Raw genomic sequence first — 16,147 nt, forward strand, 5'->3', positions numbered from 1 at the left:
CCGAGGCGATGATGGACGGCTCCGACACCGTCTCCGACTGGCCGCTGCTCAACGCCCTGCTCAACACCGCGGGTGGCGCCACCTGGGTCTCCCTGCACCACGGCGGCGGCGTGGGCATGGGTTACTCCCAGCACGCCGGGGTGGTGATCGTCGCCGACGGCACCGACGACGCCCACGCCCGTCTGGGCCGGGTGCTGCGCAACGACCCGGGCACCGGGGTGATGCGTCATGCCGACGCCGGCTACGAGATCGCCAAGCAGTCCGCCCGGGACAACGGCCTCGACTTGCCGATGCTGGATAAGTAAGGACACCCGGCGATAAGCACCGGGGACAAGGCGAAACGAGGGTCATTCGCCATGGATGGCGAATGTAGCGCCCAGGGAGGGGTTTACAGCGCCCTCGCGATGGTCCGACACCTCGGGGCTTGTCGCCGGAATCGCTTATCGCTCTTGCCGCACACGAATTTTCAGGAATCCCCCTTATGACACATCTCGAGATCCAACCCGGCAAGATGACCCTGGCCCAGGCCCGCCGGGTCTATGAGGCGCCGCTGCAGGTGAGCCTGCCGGCCAGCGCCGATGCCGCCATCCAGCGCAGCGTCGACTGCGTCAACCGCGTGGTGGCGGAGAATCGCACCGTCTACGGCATCAACACCGGCTTCGGCCTGCTGGCCCAGACCCGCATCGCCAACGAGGAGCTGGAGGACCTGCAGCGCTCCCTGGTGCTGTCGCACTCCACCGGCGTCGGCGAGCCCATGGAGGACGCCCTGGTGCGCCTGATCATGGTGCTCAAGGTCAATAGCCTGGCCCGCGGCTTCTCCGGCATCCGCCGCGAGGTGCTCGACGCCCTGGTGACCCTGATCAACGCCGAGGTCTACCCGCATATCCCCCTCAAGGGGTCGGTGGGCGCCTCCGGCGACCTGGCACCGCTCGCCCATATGAGCGTGGTGCTGCTCGGCGAGGGCAAGGCCCGCCACAAGGGCGAATGGCTGTCCGCTCGTGAGGCCCTGAAGGTGGCCGGCCTCGAGCCCCTGAACCTCGCCCCCAAGGAGGGCCTGGCGCTGCTCAACGGCACCCAGGTCTCCACCGCCTACGCCCTGCGCGGCCTCTTCGAGGCGGAAGACCTGCATGCCGCCGCCACCGTCTGCGGCGCCCTCACCGTGGAGGCGACCCTCGGCTCCCGCTCGCCCTTCGATGCGCGGATTCACGAGGTGCGTGGCCAGCAGGGGCAGATCGATGCCGCCGCCGCCTACCGCCACCTGCTGGGGGAGCGCAGCGCCATCGGTGATTCCCACGCCCAGTGTGACCGGGTGCAGGACCCCTACTCCCTGCGCTGCCAGCCCCAGGTGATGGGCGCCGCCCTGACCCAGCTGCGCCAGGCCGCCGAGGTGCTGGCCGTCGAGCTCAATGCGGTCTCCGACAACCCCCTGGTCTTCGCCGAGGACGACGACATCATCTCCGGCGGCAACTTCCACGCCGAGCCGGTGGCCATGGTGGCGGACAATATCGCCCTGGCCATCGCCGAGATCGGCTCCCTCACCGAACGGCGCATCTCGCTGATGATGGACAAGCATATGTCCCAGCTGCCGCCCTTCCTGGTGGAGAAAGGCGGGGTCAACTCCGGCTTTATGATCGCCCAGGTCACGGCGGCCGCCCTGGCCAGCGAGAACAAGGCCCTGGCCCACCCGCACAGCGTCGATAGCCTGCCCACCTCCGCCAACCAGGAGGACCATGTCTCCATGGCCCCGGCCGCCGGCAAGCGCCTGTGGGAGATGGCCGCCAATGTGCGTGGCATCGTCGCCATCGAGTGGCTGGCCGCCTGCCAGGGGCTGGACCTGCGTACCGGCGCCAATGGCCAGCGCCTCACCACCACCGAGTCCCTGGAAGGGGCCCGCGCCACCCTGCGCGAGCGGGTCGGCCACTACGACAAGGACCGCTTCTTCGCCCCCGATATCGAGGCGGCAACCGAGCTGCTTGGCTCACGCGTGCTCAGCTCACTGGTGCCCGACACGCTGCTGCCCAGCCACTGATCTCCCGATCACGCTGACGCTGAGCGACCATGCGCCCGCCCGGGGCCTCGCCCCGGGCTCGGCGCCCTTTTTGCCCGCTGCCATGCAGCCTTCCCACACACCTCCAACGACAAGAGCCACCCATGAATGCCATCGTTCTGGCCATCCTGGTCATGGTCTGCCTGAGTCTTGCCCGAGTCTCCGTTGTCTTTGCGCTGATCACCGCCAGCCTGGTCGGCGGCCTCTACGCCGGCATGCCCCTGGGCGAGATCCTCGACGCCTTCAACGACGGACTCGGCAACGGCGCGACCATCGCCCTCTCCTACGCGGTGCTGGGCGCCTTCGCCGTCGCCCTGTCCCGTTCCGGCGTCACCGAAATGCTCTCCAGCCGAGCCATCCGCGGCCTCAGCCTGGATGAGGATAGCGGCAACCGTCGGCTGGTCACCCTCACCCTGCTCGGCGCCCTGCTCGCCGCGGCGGTCAGCTCCCAGAACCTGATCCCGGTGCATATCGCCTTCATTCCGGTGCTGGTGCCGCCGCTGCTCAAGCTGATGAACCATCTCGATCTCGATCGCCGCGTGGCGGCCTGCGTGATCACCTTCGGCATCACCGCCCCCTATATGCTGCTGCCGGTGGGCTTCGGCTCGATCTTCCTCAACGATATCCTGCTGGCCAACCTCAACGAGAGCGGTGCCGCCCTGGGCCTGGAGGTGACCCGCCAGATGGTGCCCATGGCCATGGTGATTCCCATTGGCGGCATGGCGCTGGGCCTGGCCGTGGCGGTGCTGTTCAGCTACCGCAAGCCGCGCCATTACGAGGACCGCGACCTGGCCCACGGCGACGAAACGCCCGCCGAGGCGGCGCGCCATCTGGCGCCCTGGCAGCTCGGCATACTGGCCGTGGCGCTCGGCGGCACCGTGGCGATCCAGCTGCTGACCGGTTCCATGGTGATCGGCGGGCTGTTCGGCTTCGCCCTGCTCTCGGTGAGCGGCGTCTTCCACTGGCATGAGCAGGATGGCATCTTCACCGAAGGCATGCGCATGATGGCGCTGGTGGGCTTCATCATGATCTCGGCAGCGGGCTTCGCCGGGGTCATGCAGGCCAGCGGCGAGGTGGAAGGACTGGTCGCCAGCTCCGCGGCGATGATCGGCGACAACCGCGGCCTGGCGGCCCTGGTGATGCTGCTGGTCGGCCTGTTTATCACCATGGGCATCGGCTCGTCGTTCTCGACGATCCCCATCATCGCCTCGCTCTACGTGCCCCTGGCGCTGGGCTTCGGCTTCTCGCCCATGGCCACCGTGGCACTCGTGGGTACCGCCGCCGCCCTGGGGGACGCCGGCTCGCCGGCCTCCGACTCGACGCTCGGCCCTACCGCCGGCCTCAACGCCGACGGCCAGCACGACCATATCTGGGACAGCGTGGTGCCCACCTTCCTGCACTACAATATTCCGCTGATCGCCTTCGGCTGGGTCGCCGCCATGATCCTCTGAGCACAGCGCCGACCTTTCGGTATGATGGGCCCTAGCCGCAACGGCTGAAGGTGTTAGCGAGCAGACCTTGTCCTGCATCACCGCAGTGCAGCATAGTCTATGCTACACCTTCAGCCAGCTGCTTGTGCACGATCCCCTGCCGGAGGAAACGGATGCCCGAACACCGCGATACCCCACGCACCGCCTGGCATTCGCTGCCCGGCGAGGAGGCCCTGAAAAAGCTGACCAGCTCTCCCGAGGGGCTGACCGACGACGAGGCCCGCTCCCGCCTGCAGGAGTACGGCCCCAACCGCCTGAAGCAAGCCCAGAGCCGGCCCTGGTGGCGTCGTCTGCTGGAGCAGTTCAACAACATCCTGATGCTGATCCTGGTGGTCGCCGCCGTGGCCAGCCTGCTGCTGGGCCACACACTCGACGCCTTCGCCATCCTGGGCGTAGTGCTCATCATCGCCCTGATCGGCTTCATTCAGGAGGGCAAGGCCGAGCAGGCGCTGGAGAGCATCCGCAACATGCTCTCCCCCCAGGCCAACGTGCTGCGTAGCGGCAAGCGACGCACGATCCCGGCCGAAGAGCTGGTGCCGGGCGATATCGTCATGATCGAAAGCGGCGACCGGGTGCCCGCGGACCTGCGGTTGATCGAGGCCAAGCGGCTGCGTACCGAGGAGGCGGCCCTCACCGGCGAATCGACCCCGGTCGACAAGAACTGCGAGAGCGTGGACGACGAAGCCGACCTCGGTGATCGCCACGGCATGGCCTACGCCAGCACCATCGTGGTTCAGGGCAACGCCCGGGGACTGGTAGTGGAAACCGGCATCCGCAGCGAGATCGGGCGTATCTCGGAGATGCTGCGCGGTGTGGAACAGCTCAAGACACCGCTGCTTCAACAGCTCGACCGGGCCGGCCGGGTGCTGGCCATATTCATTCTGGGTGCCGCCGCCATCACCGGCGCCTTCGGTGCCCTGGTGCACGACCAGCCCCTGGGCGAGATGTTCATGGCCGCCGTGGGGCTGGCAGTGGCCGCCATCCCCGAGGGCCTGCCGGCCATCGTCACCATCACCCTGGCGCTGGGCGTGCAGGTGATGGCCCGGCGCAACGCCATCATCCGCCGGCTGCCGGCGGTAGAGACGCTGGGGTCCATCTCGACGATCTTCTCCGACAAGACCGGCACCCTGACCCGCAACGAGATGACCGCCCAGGCCATCTGGCTCCCCGACGGGGAGTTCCGGCTCTCCGGCATCGGCTTCGCGCCGGAGGGTAAGCTGCATGCCGCCCCCCAAGACCCGGAAAGCGACGCCAACGGCGAGCCGATCTCCCTCGACGACCACCCGGCGCTGGCCTACTTCCTCAAGGTGGGCACACTGTGCAACGACGCCGAGCTGGCCAAGGAAGAGGGCCGCTGGACCATTCATGGTGACCCCACCGAAGGCGCCCTGGTGGTGGCCGCCGCCAAGGCCGGGCTCGAGACCGCCGAGCTGCGCGACACCCACCCGCGCCGTGACGCCATCCCCTTCGAGTCCGAGCGCAAGTACATGGCCACACTCAACGATCTGGATGGCAGCCGGCTGCTGGTCAAGGGCGCCCCGGATCGCCTGCTGGAGATGTGTCACAAGGTGCGCGGCGACAACGGCGACAGCGAGCTGGACCACAGCACCTGGGAGACCCGCATTCACAAGCTCTCCTCCCGGGGCCTGCGGGTACTGGCGCTGGCGGAAAAGGATGGCGAAGGCATCTCCGGCGAATTGAGTGACGAACACGCTGAAGAGGGCCTGGTGCTGCTGGGCCTGGTGGGGCTGCTCGACCCGCCTCGCGACGAGGCCATCGAAGCCGTCAAGCAGTGTCTCGGCGCCGGCATTCGTCCGGTGATGGTTACCGGCGATCATGCCGCGACCGCCCAGGCCATCGCCAAGCAGCTGGGTTTCGCCCACACCGACCGCGCCGTCACCGGGCGTGAACTGGAGGCGATGAGCGACGAGGAGCTCGAGGACTGCATCCTGGAGGTGGATGTCTTCGCCCGCGCCGCTCCCGAGCACAAGCTGCGGCTGGTCAAGGCCATGCAGGCCCAGGGCGGTATCTGCGCCATGACCGGCGACGGCGTCAACGACGGCCCGGCGCTCAAGCGCGCCGATGTCGGCGTGGCCATGGGCATCCAGGGCACCGAGGCGGCCAAGGAGGCGGCCGAGATGGTGCTCGCCGATGACAATTTCGCCACCATCGTCAGTGCCATCGAAGAGGGCCGCAAGGTCTACGACAATATCCGCAAGACCATCACTTTCATCCTGCCCACCAATGGCGGCCAGGGACTGGCCATCATGCTGGCGGTGCTGGGCGGCACCCTGCTGCCGGTGACGCCACTGCAGGCGCTATGGGTCAACATGGTGGTGGCGGTCACCCTGGGGCTGGCCCTGGCCTTCGAGGATGCCGAATCAGACCTCATGCAGCGCCAACCCCGCGATCCCGACGCCGCCCTGCTCGACCTCTTCCTGCTGTGGCGAGTGGTGTTCGTCTCGGTCCTGCTGCTGGTCGGGGTGTTCGGCATGTTCACCTGGATCTTCACCTATCAGCAGGGCAGCGAGGAGCTGGCGCGCACCGGCGCGGTGAACATGCTGGTGATGGGCAGCGCCGCCTACCTGATCAACAGCCGGTTCATGGTCGCCAGCTCGCTGTCGATCAAGGGCATCTTCGGCAGCCGCCCGGTGTGGATCGCCATCGCCCTGGTGGTGATGATCCAGCTTGGCTGGACCTACCTGCCGTTCATGCAGTTCATCTTCGCTAGCGACGCCCTGGGTGTCGGCCACTGGCTGGTGATCCTCACCGGCAGCGTGGCGATCTTTTTGATCGTGGAGGGCGAGAAGTGGGTCCTGCGGCGCCGACACGCCTCCGCCAGCCCGGCCTCGGGCGGCCGTAACCGGGCCAGCACCGAGGCCTCGTGACCGGGCGTCGATGGCAGGCCTGGGCCTGGCGCCTCACCGCACTAGCCCTGCTGTGGTGGGCGCTGAGCGCCGGCGACCCGCGCGCCTGGGCCTGGGGCCTACCGGTCATCGTGGTGACGGCAGGGCTGATGCCGCCGCCCGGTGCCTGGCGCTGGCGACTCTTGGCTGCGCTTACCTTCCTGCCCCATGCCCTGTGGCTGTCGCTGCGTGGCGGCCTGCAGGTGGCCGGCCTGGCCTGCCGGCGACAACTGGCACTCGATACCCGGGTGATCGAATACCCCTGGCAGCAGTTACCCGAGGGCCCGGCCCGGCTGTTCATGGCCAGTCTGCTCAACCTGGTGCCGGGCACCCTGACCCTGCGCCTCTCCCAGGACGCCCTGCACGTCCATGTGCTGCACTACCAGGACGACACCCCGGGCTCGCTGCGGCGCCTCGAGCGGCGGATCGCACGCCTTTACGGCGTGGCCCAGCACCGGGAGGCAAGCCCATGACCACGACCCTGTATCTCGCCGCCGCGACGCTGCTGCTGGCCAACGCCGGGGTCGGCGCCTGGCGCATCTGGCGCGGCCCCACCAGCGCCGACCGCATGCTCGCCGCCGAGCTGATCAGCACCTCGGCGATCGCCGTGCTGCTGTTGCTGGGCGCCGCCCTCGAGCTGCCGGCCCTGGTGGACGTGGCGCTACTCTTCGCCCTGTTAGCGGCCATCGCCACCGCCAACTTCGTTACCCGCACCTGGACGCTGCTTCACGAGGATCGCAGCGCCCGCGAGGAGGCACGCCGTGACTGAGCTCTTGGCCTGGTTCGGTTCCGCGCTGGTGCTGATCGGCCTGCCCTTCTTCGTGGCCGGCAGCCTCGGCCTGGTCCGCTTCCCAGATGTCTATGCGCGCCTGCATGCGCTGACCAAGGCCGACACCCTGGGACTCGGCCTGATCTGCCTGGGCCTCGCCGTGCAGGCGGGCAGCCTCGCCGCCGCCCTGAAGTACCTGCTGATCTGGCTGCTGATGCTGGTGGCCTCCAGCATCGGTGCGACGCTGATCGCCGCTACCGCCCTGGCCTGCGGCATCACGCCGCGAACCCCCGCCGCCCCAACGAGCGAGCGGCCAGCACCGCGGCGGCCGACGGCAAGGTGATGGCGCTGAGCTGGGCATTCGACCTGCTGCTGGCCGTCGGTCTGATCTGGCTGGCCTGGCAGACCCTGTTCGGTCACCACCGCTTCGCCGCGGTGGTCAGCTTCATGGTCTTCGGCCTGCTGATGGCGCTGGTCTGGGTGCGCCTCTCCGCGCCCGATATCGCCCTGGCGGAGGCCGCCATCGGCGCCGGGGTCACCGGGGCCCTGCTGCTCTCGGCGCTGGGCAGATTGCCTCGGCACCCCGAGCCGCGTCACCTGCTGCGTCCCTGGCAGCGGCCGCTGCAGCTTCAGGCCCTGGCCGCGGCCGGGATGCTCGCCGTCTGGCTCGGCTGGGTGGCACATCGCCTGCCACGGCCGGGCCTCGCCCGGGAGGTGGCAAGCGACCTGGCGGCCACCGGCGTTGCCCACGAGGTCACGGCGGTGCTGCTCAACCTGCGCGGCCTGGACACCCTGCTGGAAGTGGCCGTAATGCTGACCGCCGTGGCACTGGTCTGGTCGCTGGGACCGGCCCTGCGCTCCTTCGCCCCGGCCACGGCGCTGCCGGGGCTGCCGGCCCTGACGCACCTGCTGCATCCGCTGTTCCTGCTGGTATCGGCCTATCTGCTGTGGCGCGGCAGCCACGCCCCCGGAGGCGCTTTCCCCGCCGGGGCCGTGCTGGGGGCCGGCGGGGTACTGCTGCTGCTCACCGACAGCGTGCCCTGGATGCACCGTGAGCGCTACCAGCGCCGGCTGCGGGCCCTGCTGGCCGCCGGCTTGATGATGTTTCTTGCCGTGGCCCTGGGCGGGCTACTGATCACCGGTACCTTCTTTGCCATTCCCACCCCGCTGGCCGCGCCCCTGATCCTGGCCATCGAGGTGGCCACGGCGCTCTCCATCGCCCTGATGATGATGGCCTTCTACCTCTACGGGGAGCCGGGGCGATGAGCGCCTTCTACGCCCTGCTGGCCGCCGTGCTGTGCGCCATGGCGCTGGTCGGCCTGTTCCGTTTCGCCGACCCGCTGCGCCGGGTGCTGGCCCTCAACGTGCTGGCCAGCGCCGTCTTCCTGCTGCTGGTGACCCTGGCCCAGAGCGCCGAGGGGATCGACCCGGTGCCCCACGCCATGGTGCTGACCGGCATCGTGGTGGCAGTCAGCACCACGGCGGCGGCCCTGGCCCTGGTGGTGCATGGCCAGGGACGTCACCGCGACCCCGGGCAGTCGCCATGATCGAGACGCTGACGGCCTGGTCGCTTCCGCTGCTCGTGGTCCTGCCGCTGGGGCTGGCGCTGGCCGCCTTTTTCGGGCTGGGCAGCCCACGCCGGCAGGTGATGGTCGGCCTTGCCGCCATCGGGATCGCTCTGGCCGCCGCTGCCCTCTCGCTGCTGCCGCAGTCCATCGGCACGATCGCCGTGGGCGGCTGGCAGCCGCCGGTCGGCATCCTCTGGCGGCTCGACGTCTCCGGCGCCTTGATGCTGGGCATGACGGCGCTAGTGGCGGGTGCCGGCAGCCTGGCCCTGCTTCACGATCCCGAGATCCAGCGGGACCGCTACCTGTGGAGCCTGTGGTGGCTGCTGTGGGGCGGACTCAACGCCCTGCTGCTCTCCCGCGACCTGTTCAATCTCTACGTGACGCTGGAACTGGTGGCGCTGGCGGCGGTGGGGCTGGTCGCGCTGTCGCGGTACGACCCCCAAGGGCGAGCCGCCCTGCGCTACCTGCTCGCCTCGCTGCTGGCTTCGCTGCTCTATCTGCTGGGGGTCGCGCTGCTCTACGGTCAGACTGCCCGCCTGGACATGACGCTGCTGGCCGAGCAGCTCGATGACGGGGGCGCGACCCGCCTGGCGGCGGTGGCGATCAGCCTGGGGCTGCTGATCAAGGCCGCCATGGTGCCGCTGCACGCCTGGCTGCCTGCCGCCCACGCCCGAGCCCGACCACCGGTCAGCGCCATGCTCTCCGCCACGGTGGTCGCCGCAGCGCTGTTCATTCTATGGCGACTCTGGCTCGGCCCCTTCGCCGCCCTACGACTTCCCCTTCGCGAGCTGCTGACGCTGCTGGGCAGTGCCGCTCTGATCTGGGGCGGTCTGCAGGCGCTGCTGCAGACGCGCCTCAAGCTGATGATCGCCTGGTCCACCCTGTCGCAGAGCGGCTACGCCTTGCTGTTACTTGGCCTGGCCGGTAGCCAAGGATGGCCCGGCAGCGGCAGCACCGAGAATATGGCCACGGCAGGCGCCCTACTGATGCTGCTGGCCCACGGCCTGGCCAAGGCCGCGCTGTTCCTGGCCGCTGGCGCCATCGCCACCGCCCATGGGCACGACCGCCTGGCGGGGCTGACCGGCAGCGCGACACCGCTGCCGCTGGCCTGGCTGGCGGTGGCCCTGGCCGGCATCAGCCTGGTAGGCATCCCCCCGACCGGCGGCTTCGTCGGCAAGTGGTGGCTGCTGCAGGCGGCCATCGCCGAGGGTCGACCGATGATCGGGCTCAGCCTACTGCTGGGCACCCTGCTGACCGCCGCCTGGCTCTGCCGGCTACTCGACCTCGCGCTCCGGCCGGTTTGCGCTGCCCCAGCGTCGCTTCCCAGGCTCTCCCCCCGGGGTGAGCCTAGCCAGCTTATCGCCCGGCTAACGCAGTTGGCCCTGGGCCTGGCCCTGCTGGCCTGGCTGCTCGGCCCGGCCGCACTGTTGGCGGCGGGGGGAATTCGCCTGGCGCTGCCCTGGCCGGACCCACTCGGCCTCGCCTTCCTGCTGCCGGCGCTGGCGATCTGGCCGCTGGCGATCGGCGTTGCCGCCCGCTGGCGCGCCCACTTCCCGGCCCCTGACCGCCTGTTACGGCTGCTGCTCGCGGCGGCATTGGCTCACGCCCTGACGCTGCTGGCCCAGGACCTACTGACCTTCTACATCGGCGTGGCCCTGCTTAGCCTGCTCGGCTGGGCACTGGTGCAGCACCACGGCACCCCGCACGCCAGGCGCGCCGGCGCCGGCTACCTGACCATGATGCTGCTGGCCGAAGTCGCCATGCTGGCGGGCCTGGCACTGGTGGCCACAACCGGCACCGACCTGCGCTTTACCGCGCTGGCGGCGGACGGCATGCCTCCGCTGGCGCTGGCCTGCCTGGCGGCGGGACTCGCCATCAAGGCCGGGGTGATCGGCGTGCACGCCTGGCTGCCGCCGGCCCACCCGGTGGCCCCTCCCATGGCCAGCGCCGTGCTCTCGGGGCTGATGATCAAGGCCGGCGTACTGGGCGCGCTGCGCCTGCTACCGGAGGCCGCGGGCGTCGCCGACTGGGGCCTGCCGCTGGTGACGGTTGGGCTGCTCGCCGCCCTCTATGGCGCCCTGCGCGGGCTGCCACAGGATCGGCCCAAGTCGCTGCTGGCCTGGTCGAGCGTCAGCCAGATGGGGCTGATCACCGCGCTACTGGGGCTGGTGCTGCTGGAGAGCCCACACGCCGACGCCCTGAGCGTGCTGCTGCTGCTGGTGACCGTACACGCCCTGGCCAAAGCGGCGCTGTTTCTGGGTACCGGCATGCTGCCCCGAACGTCGGGCACGAACCGCCGCTGGGTGCTGCTGGGCATGCTGCTGCCGGCGCTGACCCTGGCCGGCGTCCCGCTGACCGGCGGCATATGGATCAAGGCCGGGATGGAAACGGCACTGGACGGCAGCGACCTGCCCAGCTGGCCGATCACCCTCAGCGGGATCGCCACCGGACTGCTGATGCTGCGGCTGTTCTGGCTGCTCCAACGCCAGCCGACATCGGACGCAAATTCGCCCGCTCTGCCACGCGGGCTATGGCTCGGCTGGTGGGGGCTGGGAATCGCCGCCGCCCTGCTCCCCTGGGGCTGGCAGGCGGCGGCCCCCATGACCGCTCACCCCGGCGACGCCGTGCTCAAGGGTATGCTGGCGCCGCTGACGGCCCTGGCACTGGCCGGCATGGCGCTGCCGGCGCACCGCCTACACGCCCGCATCGCCCTCCACCGGGACGCCTGGCGACGCCGCAGCGAGCGCCACGCCCATCGCCAGGCGCGACAGCTTCGCACCCTGGGTTGGCAGCTGCGCCGCGCCGACGCCTGGCTGCTGCCCTGGCCCGCCTTCGGCATCAGCCTGGGGCTACTGGCGCTCGCCATGGGGCTGGCGAGTCTGGTCCCGGGTTGAGTGGCCGGCGCTACCCGCGCCGCTTGGTGCGGGCGGTGGCCTCGGCGGTGGCGGGGTCTTCCGGCCAGGGGTGCTTGGGGTAGCGGCCGCGCATTTCGTGCCCCTTACAGCTTGCTTTCCAGCTCCGGCAGCGCCTCGAAGAGGTCCGCCACTAATCCATAGTCCGCCACCTGGAAGATCGGCGCCTCCTCGTCCTTGTTGATGGCGACGATCACCTTGGAGTCCTTCATGCCGGCCAGGTGCTGGATGGCCCCCGAGATGCCCACGGCGATGTAGAGCTCGGGCGCAACGATCTTGCCCGTCTGGCCCACCTGCATGTCGTTGGGCACGAAGCCGGCGTCCACCGCGGCGCGGGAGGCGCCGATGGCCGCGCCCAGCCTGTCGGCGATACCGTCGAGAAGCGTGAAGTTCTCGCCGTTGCCCATGCCGCGGCCGCCGGAGATCACCACCTTGGCGGCCCCCAGCTCGGGGCGGTCGGACTGGGCCAGCGTCTCCTTGACGAAGGTGGACTGGGCATTGTCGGCCCCATTCGTGAAGGACAGGTCCACCGCCTCGATGTCGGCGCTGCTACCCTCTTGTAGAGAGCCGGCCGCATCGAAGCCGGTAGTGCGCACGGTGATCACCTTGAGCGGATCGCCGCTCTGCACGGTGGCGATGGCGTTGCCGGCGTAGATCGGCCGCTGGAAGGTGTCGGCGCTCTCCACGCCGATGATTTCGGAGAGCTGGCTGACGCCCTTGAGCGCGGCGACGCGCGGCAGGACGTTCTTGCCGGTGGTGGAGGCCGCCGCCAGCAGGTGGGTGTAGTCGCCGACCAGCTCGTTGAGCAGCGCCGCGGTGGGCTCGGCCAGCAGGTGGGCATAGGCGGCGTGGTCGGCCAGGCGCACCTTGGCCACGCCGTCGAGCTTGGCCGCGGCCTCGGCCACGGCGGCGACGTTCTCGCCGGCCACCAGGACGTCGATGTCGCCGCCGATGGCCTGCGCCGCCGCGACCACGTGGGCGGTGGCGCCGGCCAGGGCGCCGTCGTGATGTTCGGCGAGTACCAGAATGCTCATGAATTCATCTCCTCTCAAAGCGCCGTTTTCAAAGCACCTTGGCTTCGTTCTTGAGTTTGTCCACGAGCTCGTCCACGGAGCCCACCTTGATGCCACCCTGGCGCTCGGCCGGCGGCTCGACCTTGAGCAGCTTGACCTTGGAGGCCACCTCGACGCCGAGGTCGGACGGGCTCTTGACGTCCATCGGCTTCTTCTTGGCCTTCATGATGTCGGGCAGCTTGGCGTAGCGCGGCTCGTTGAGGCGCAGGTCGGTGGTAACGATGGCCGGCAGCGTGAGCTCGAGGGTCTGCAGGCCGCCGTCGATCTCGCGGGTCACCTGGAGCTTGTCCCCCTCCACGGCCACCTCGGAGGCGAAGGTGCCCTGGGGCAGGCCGGTCAGGGCAGCAAGCATCTGGCCGGTCTGGTTGTTGTCGGTGTCGATGGCCTGCTTACCCAGGATCACCAGACCCGGCTGCTCGGCCTCGACCACCTTGGCCAGCGCCTTGGCGGCGCCCAGCGATTCGACGCGCGCGTCGGTCTCGACATGAATGGCACGGTCGGCGCCCAGCGCCAGAGCGGTGCGCAGCTGCTCCTGGGCGGCCTTGGGGCCGACGGTCACGGCGACGATCTCGGTGGCCACGCCCTTGTCCTTCAGGCGTACCGCCTCTTCCACGGCGATCTCGCAGAAGGGGTTCATGGCCATCTTGACGTTGGTGAGGTCGACGTCGGAGTGGTCCGGCTTGACCCGGATCTTGACGTTGTAGTCGATGACGCGTTTGACCGCGACGAGGATCTTCATCCTTATACTCCTGTACGAGGCTGATCTCAGGCGGTAATCGCCCGGCCAATAATGATCTTCTGGATCTCCGAGGTACCCTCGAAGATGCGAGTGATGCGCGCATCCCGGTAGTAACGCTCGATGGGCAGGTCACAGATATAGCCATAGCCACCGTGCACCTGCACCGCGCTATCGGTGATCTTGGCCGCCGCCTCGGAGGCGAACAGCTTGGCCACCGCCGACTCCAGACTAAAGCGACCACCGGAGTCCCGGGCCGCTGCCGCCTGATAGGTGACCAGCTTGGCCGCCTCCAACTGGGTGTGCATCTCGGCCAGCATCCATTGAATGCCCTGATGCCGGCACAGCGGCTTGCCGGCCACCACCCGCTCTCGGGCCCAGGCCAGGGAGTCGTCATAGGCAGCTCGGGCGATACCCACGCTCATGGCCGCCACCTCGACACGACCACGATCCAGTACCGCCATGGCGGTGGCGAAGCCCTGCCCCTCCTCACCCAGCAGCGCGGCCTCGGAGAGTTGGCAATCGAAGCTGATCTCATAGATGTGGCTGCCACGCAGCCCCAGGGTCTTCTCGGGACTCGAGAATTGGATACCCAGGGTATGGCGATCCACCAGGAAGGCCGAGATTCCCTTGTGGCCCTGGGTCTCATCGGTCTTGGCATAGACCACCAGGAAGTCGGCGTAGGCACCATTGGTGATGTAGTGCTTGGTGCCGGTGAGATGCCAGCCCCCCTCGCGCCGCACCGCCTTGGTGCGCATCTCGGCCGGGTTGGAGCCGGCACCGGGCTCGGTCAGCGCGAAGGCGCCGAGTTTCTCCCCGCTGGCGCACAGCGGCAACAGCTCCTGCTTCTGCTGTTCGGTGCCACCCAGCAGCACCGAGTCGGTGGCCAGGAAGTGGGCGGTCAGCGAGGAGCAGGTGGCGGCACAGTGATAGGCCACCTCCTCCACCGCCAGGGACATGGCGATGCTGCCCGGATCGAAGCCGCCATAGGCATCGGGCAGGTTCATGCCCCAGAAGCCCAGCTCCCCCAGGGCATCGAGACTCTCGCGACAGAAGTCGCCGGTTTCGTCGTAGCGCTTGGCGTTGGCCTTGAGCACCTCGGCAGAGACGCGATGAGCGGCATCCTGAAAGGCAATGGCATCGGCGGTCAGTTCAAAGTTCATGGCAGGTCACCTCGTCGAACAACGTATTGTGCTGGCCCAGGGCGGGTGCCGGACGCCGGCTATATGCCTTGTGGCCGTTGAAGAACACCGGCTGGGGTGAGCCCGACCGGTCGCCGATGCGTGGCAGCAGCTGCCGTTCGGCGGCATGGGGAGACGCCGCGGCCTGAGCGATATCCCAGATCGGCGAGACGGGCACGCCGACCGCATCGAGACGCTCACAGACCTCCTCGACGCGGTACTGCCCGGCCCAGGCCTCGATACGCGCCTTGAGGGCCGCCTGGTTGGCATTGCGCCGCTCATCACTGCGGAAGGCCTCCTCCTCCGCCAGCTCGGGCGCCCCCATGCAGTTCGCCAGCCTGGCGAAGAGGGCATTGTTGGCCACGGCGATGATCACCTGCCCATCCTTGGCTCGGAAGCTATCGAAGGGTGCCGACAACGGATGGCGGTTGCCCACCGGGCCCGGCGCCGCGCCGCTGGCCAGAAACTGGGAGAGGTTGGTGACCTGCATGGAGAAGAGGCAGTCGAGCATCGACACATCCAGGCTGCTGCCTTGGCGCTCCGGATCACGCTCACGCCCGAACAACGCCGCACAGATCGACCAGCTAGCGAAGAGGCCGGCACAGATATCGCCCAGGGACTCGCCGACCCGGGTCGGCGCTCCGCCCTCCTCGCCGGTGACCGACATGATCCCGGAGAGCGCCTGGGCGATGATGTCGTAGGCCGGCTTGGCACTCAGCGGCCCCTGCTGGCCGAAGCCGGAAATCGAGCAGTAGATAAGGCCGGGATTGATCGCCTTCAGGCTCGCTTCGTCGATACCCAGCCGCGCCGCCACGCCGGGGCGGAAATTCTCCACCAGCACATCGGCACTCGCGCAGAGGGCATGGAAACGTTGCCTGCCCTCGTCGCTCTTGAGGTCCAGGGTCAGGCTGTACTTGCCGCGGTTGAGCAGCGAGAAGTAGACGCTCTCGCCATCGATGAAGGGCCCGATCTGGCGGCTGTCGTCGCCCTGGGGCGTTTCGATCTTGATCACCTTGGCGCCCAGGTCGGCCAGCATGGCGGTGCAGTAGGGACCGGCCAGAAAGCGCGATAGATCGATTACGGTCACACCTTTGAGGGGTTGCATGGTCTCTCTCCCGATGGGGGCGCCGGAGGCGGCGCCCTTGGCGTGAAAATGGGCGTTACTTATCCAGCATCGGCAGGTCGAGGCCGTTGTCCCGGGCGGACTGCTTGGCGATCTCGTAGCCGGCGTCGGCGTGGCGCATCACCCCGGTGCCCGGATCGTTGCGCAGCACCCGGCCCAGGCGGGCATGGGCGTCGTCGGTGCCGTCGGCGACGATCACCACCCCGGCGTGCTGGGAGTAGCCCATGCCCACGCCGCCGCCGTGGTGCAGGGAGACCCAGGTGGCGCCACCCGCGGTGTTGAGCAGGGCGTTGAGCAGCGGCCAGTCGGAGACGGTGTCGGAGCCGTCCATCATCGCCTCGG

The 16,147-nt window shown here is 69.0% G+C and carries 13 protein-coding genes and 3 pseudogenes; 10 read left to right on the top strand and 6 right to left on the bottom strand.

Translation table 11 applies throughout. The annotated features are described in order from the left end of the window. The 10 genes and pseudogenes from HOP52_RS19115 to HOP52_RS19160 form a co-directional block, all read left to right on the top strand. Positions 1-305 (top strand): annotated as a pseudogene (locus HOP52_RS19115) (urocanate hydratase); the annotation flags it as partial. A 176-nt stretch (positions 306-481) separates the two neighbouring features. Then, positions 482-2,029: a histidine ammonia-lyase gene (gene hutH / locus HOP52_RS19120; protein ID WP_238979129.1), complete on the top strand. Its 1,548-nt coding sequence runs from the start codon at positions 482-484 to the stop codon at positions 2,027-2,029. Between the two features lie 122 nt (positions 2,030-2,151). After that, entirely contained in the window at positions 2,152-3,498 is a 1,347-nt protein-coding gene (locus HOP52_RS19125) for a Na+/H+ antiporter family protein (RefSeq protein WP_238979130.1), read from the top strand. 152 nt (positions 3,499-3,650) lie between these two features. Then, positions 3,651-6,425: a cation-translocating P-type ATPase gene (locus HOP52_RS19130; RefSeq protein ID WP_238979131.1), complete on the top strand. Its 2,775-nt coding sequence runs from the start codon at positions 3,651-3,653 to the stop codon at positions 6,423-6,425. Beyond that, positions 6,422-6,916, top strand: coding sequence for a Na+/H+ antiporter subunit E (locus HOP52_RS19135; RefSeq protein WP_238979132.1), 495 nt, complete (start codon positions 6,422-6,424; stop codon positions 6,914-6,916). The genes HOP52_RS19130 and HOP52_RS19135 overlap by 4 nt, the downstream gene beginning before the upstream one ends. Beyond that, on the top strand, positions 6,913-7,212 hold the full coding sequence (locus HOP52_RS19140; RefSeq protein WP_238979133.1) for an MrpF/PhaF family protein: 300 nt from the start codon (positions 6,913-6,915) through the stop codon (positions 7,210-7,212). Before HOP52_RS19135 ends, HOP52_RS19140 begins: the two co-directional genes overlap by 4 nt. Further along, positions 7,205-7,555 carry a monovalent cation/H(+) antiporter subunit G gene (mnhG, locus tag HOP52_RS19145; protein ID WP_238979134.1) on the top strand — a complete coding sequence of 117 codons (351 nt, stop codon included), beginning with the start codon at positions 7,205-7,207 and terminating at the stop codon, positions 7,553-7,555. The genes HOP52_RS19140 and mnhG overlap by 8 nt, the downstream gene beginning before the upstream one ends. Further along, the gene (locus HOP52_RS19150; protein ID WP_238979135.1) at positions 7,555-8,478 is read left to right on the top strand and encodes a hydrogenase subunit MbhD domain-containing protein; all 924 of its coding nucleotides are present in this window, start codon (positions 7,555-7,557) and stop codon (positions 8,476-8,478) included. Before mnhG ends, HOP52_RS19150 begins: the two co-directional genes overlap by 1 nt. Next, positions 8,475-8,759, top strand: coding sequence for an NADH-quinone oxidoreductase subunit K (locus HOP52_RS19155; protein ID WP_238979136.1), 285 nt, complete (start codon positions 8,475-8,477; stop codon positions 8,757-8,759). Before HOP52_RS19150 ends, HOP52_RS19155 begins: the two co-directional genes overlap by 4 nt. Continuing rightward, the gene (locus tag HOP52_RS19160; protein WP_238979137.1) at positions 8,756-11,674 is read left to right on the top strand and encodes a proton-conducting transporter transmembrane domain-containing protein; all 2,919 of its coding nucleotides are present in this window, start codon (positions 8,756-8,758) and stop codon (positions 11,672-11,674) included. The genes HOP52_RS19155 and HOP52_RS19160 overlap by 4 nt, the downstream gene beginning before the upstream one ends. 10 nt (positions 11,675-11,684) lie before the next feature. On the opposite strand, the pseudogene HOP52_RS19845 reads toward HOP52_RS19160, so the two are convergent. From HOP52_RS19845 to HOP52_RS19185, 6 genes and pseudogenes are all read right to left on the bottom strand, one after another. Continuing rightward, positions 11,685-11,774 (bottom strand): annotated as a pseudogene (locus HOP52_RS19845) (ATP-dependent helicase C-terminal domain-containing protein); the annotation flags it as partial. A gap of 4 nt (positions 11,775-11,778) precedes the next feature. Continuing rightward, on the bottom strand, positions 11,779-12,726 hold the full coding sequence (locus HOP52_RS19165) for an electron transfer flavoprotein subunit alpha/FixB family protein (protein WP_238979138.1): 948 nt from the start codon (positions 12,724-12,726) through the stop codon (positions 11,779-11,781). 28 nt (positions 12,727-12,754) lie between these two features. Beyond that, positions 12,755-13,504, bottom strand: coding sequence for an electron transfer flavoprotein subunit beta/FixA family protein (locus tag HOP52_RS19170; protein WP_238979139.1), 750 nt, complete (start codon positions 13,502-13,504; stop codon positions 12,755-12,757). Between the two features lie 26 nt (positions 13,505-13,530). Further along, a complete protein-coding gene (locus HOP52_RS19175; RefSeq protein ID WP_238979140.1) occupies positions 13,531-14,664 on the bottom strand; it encodes an acyl-CoA dehydrogenase family protein in 1,134 nt (377 codons plus the stop codon). Further along, positions 14,654-15,787 carry a CaiB/BaiF CoA transferase family protein gene (locus tag HOP52_RS19180; protein WP_238979141.1) on the bottom strand — a complete coding sequence of 378 codons (1,134 nt, stop codon included), beginning with the start codon at positions 15,785-15,787 and terminating at the stop codon, positions 14,654-14,656. Before HOP52_RS19180 ends, HOP52_RS19175 begins: the two co-directional genes overlap by 11 nt. Before the next feature lie 55 nt (positions 15,788-15,842). Further along, positions 15,843-16,147: pseudogene (locus HOP52_RS19185) on the bottom strand (urocanate hydratase); the annotation flags it as partial.

This window comes from Billgrantia campisalis (genome assembly GCF_022341425.1).
In the GTDB taxonomy this organism is placed as follows: domain Bacteria; phylum Pseudomonadota; class Gammaproteobacteria; order Pseudomonadales; family Halomonadaceae; genus Halomonas; species Halomonas campisalis.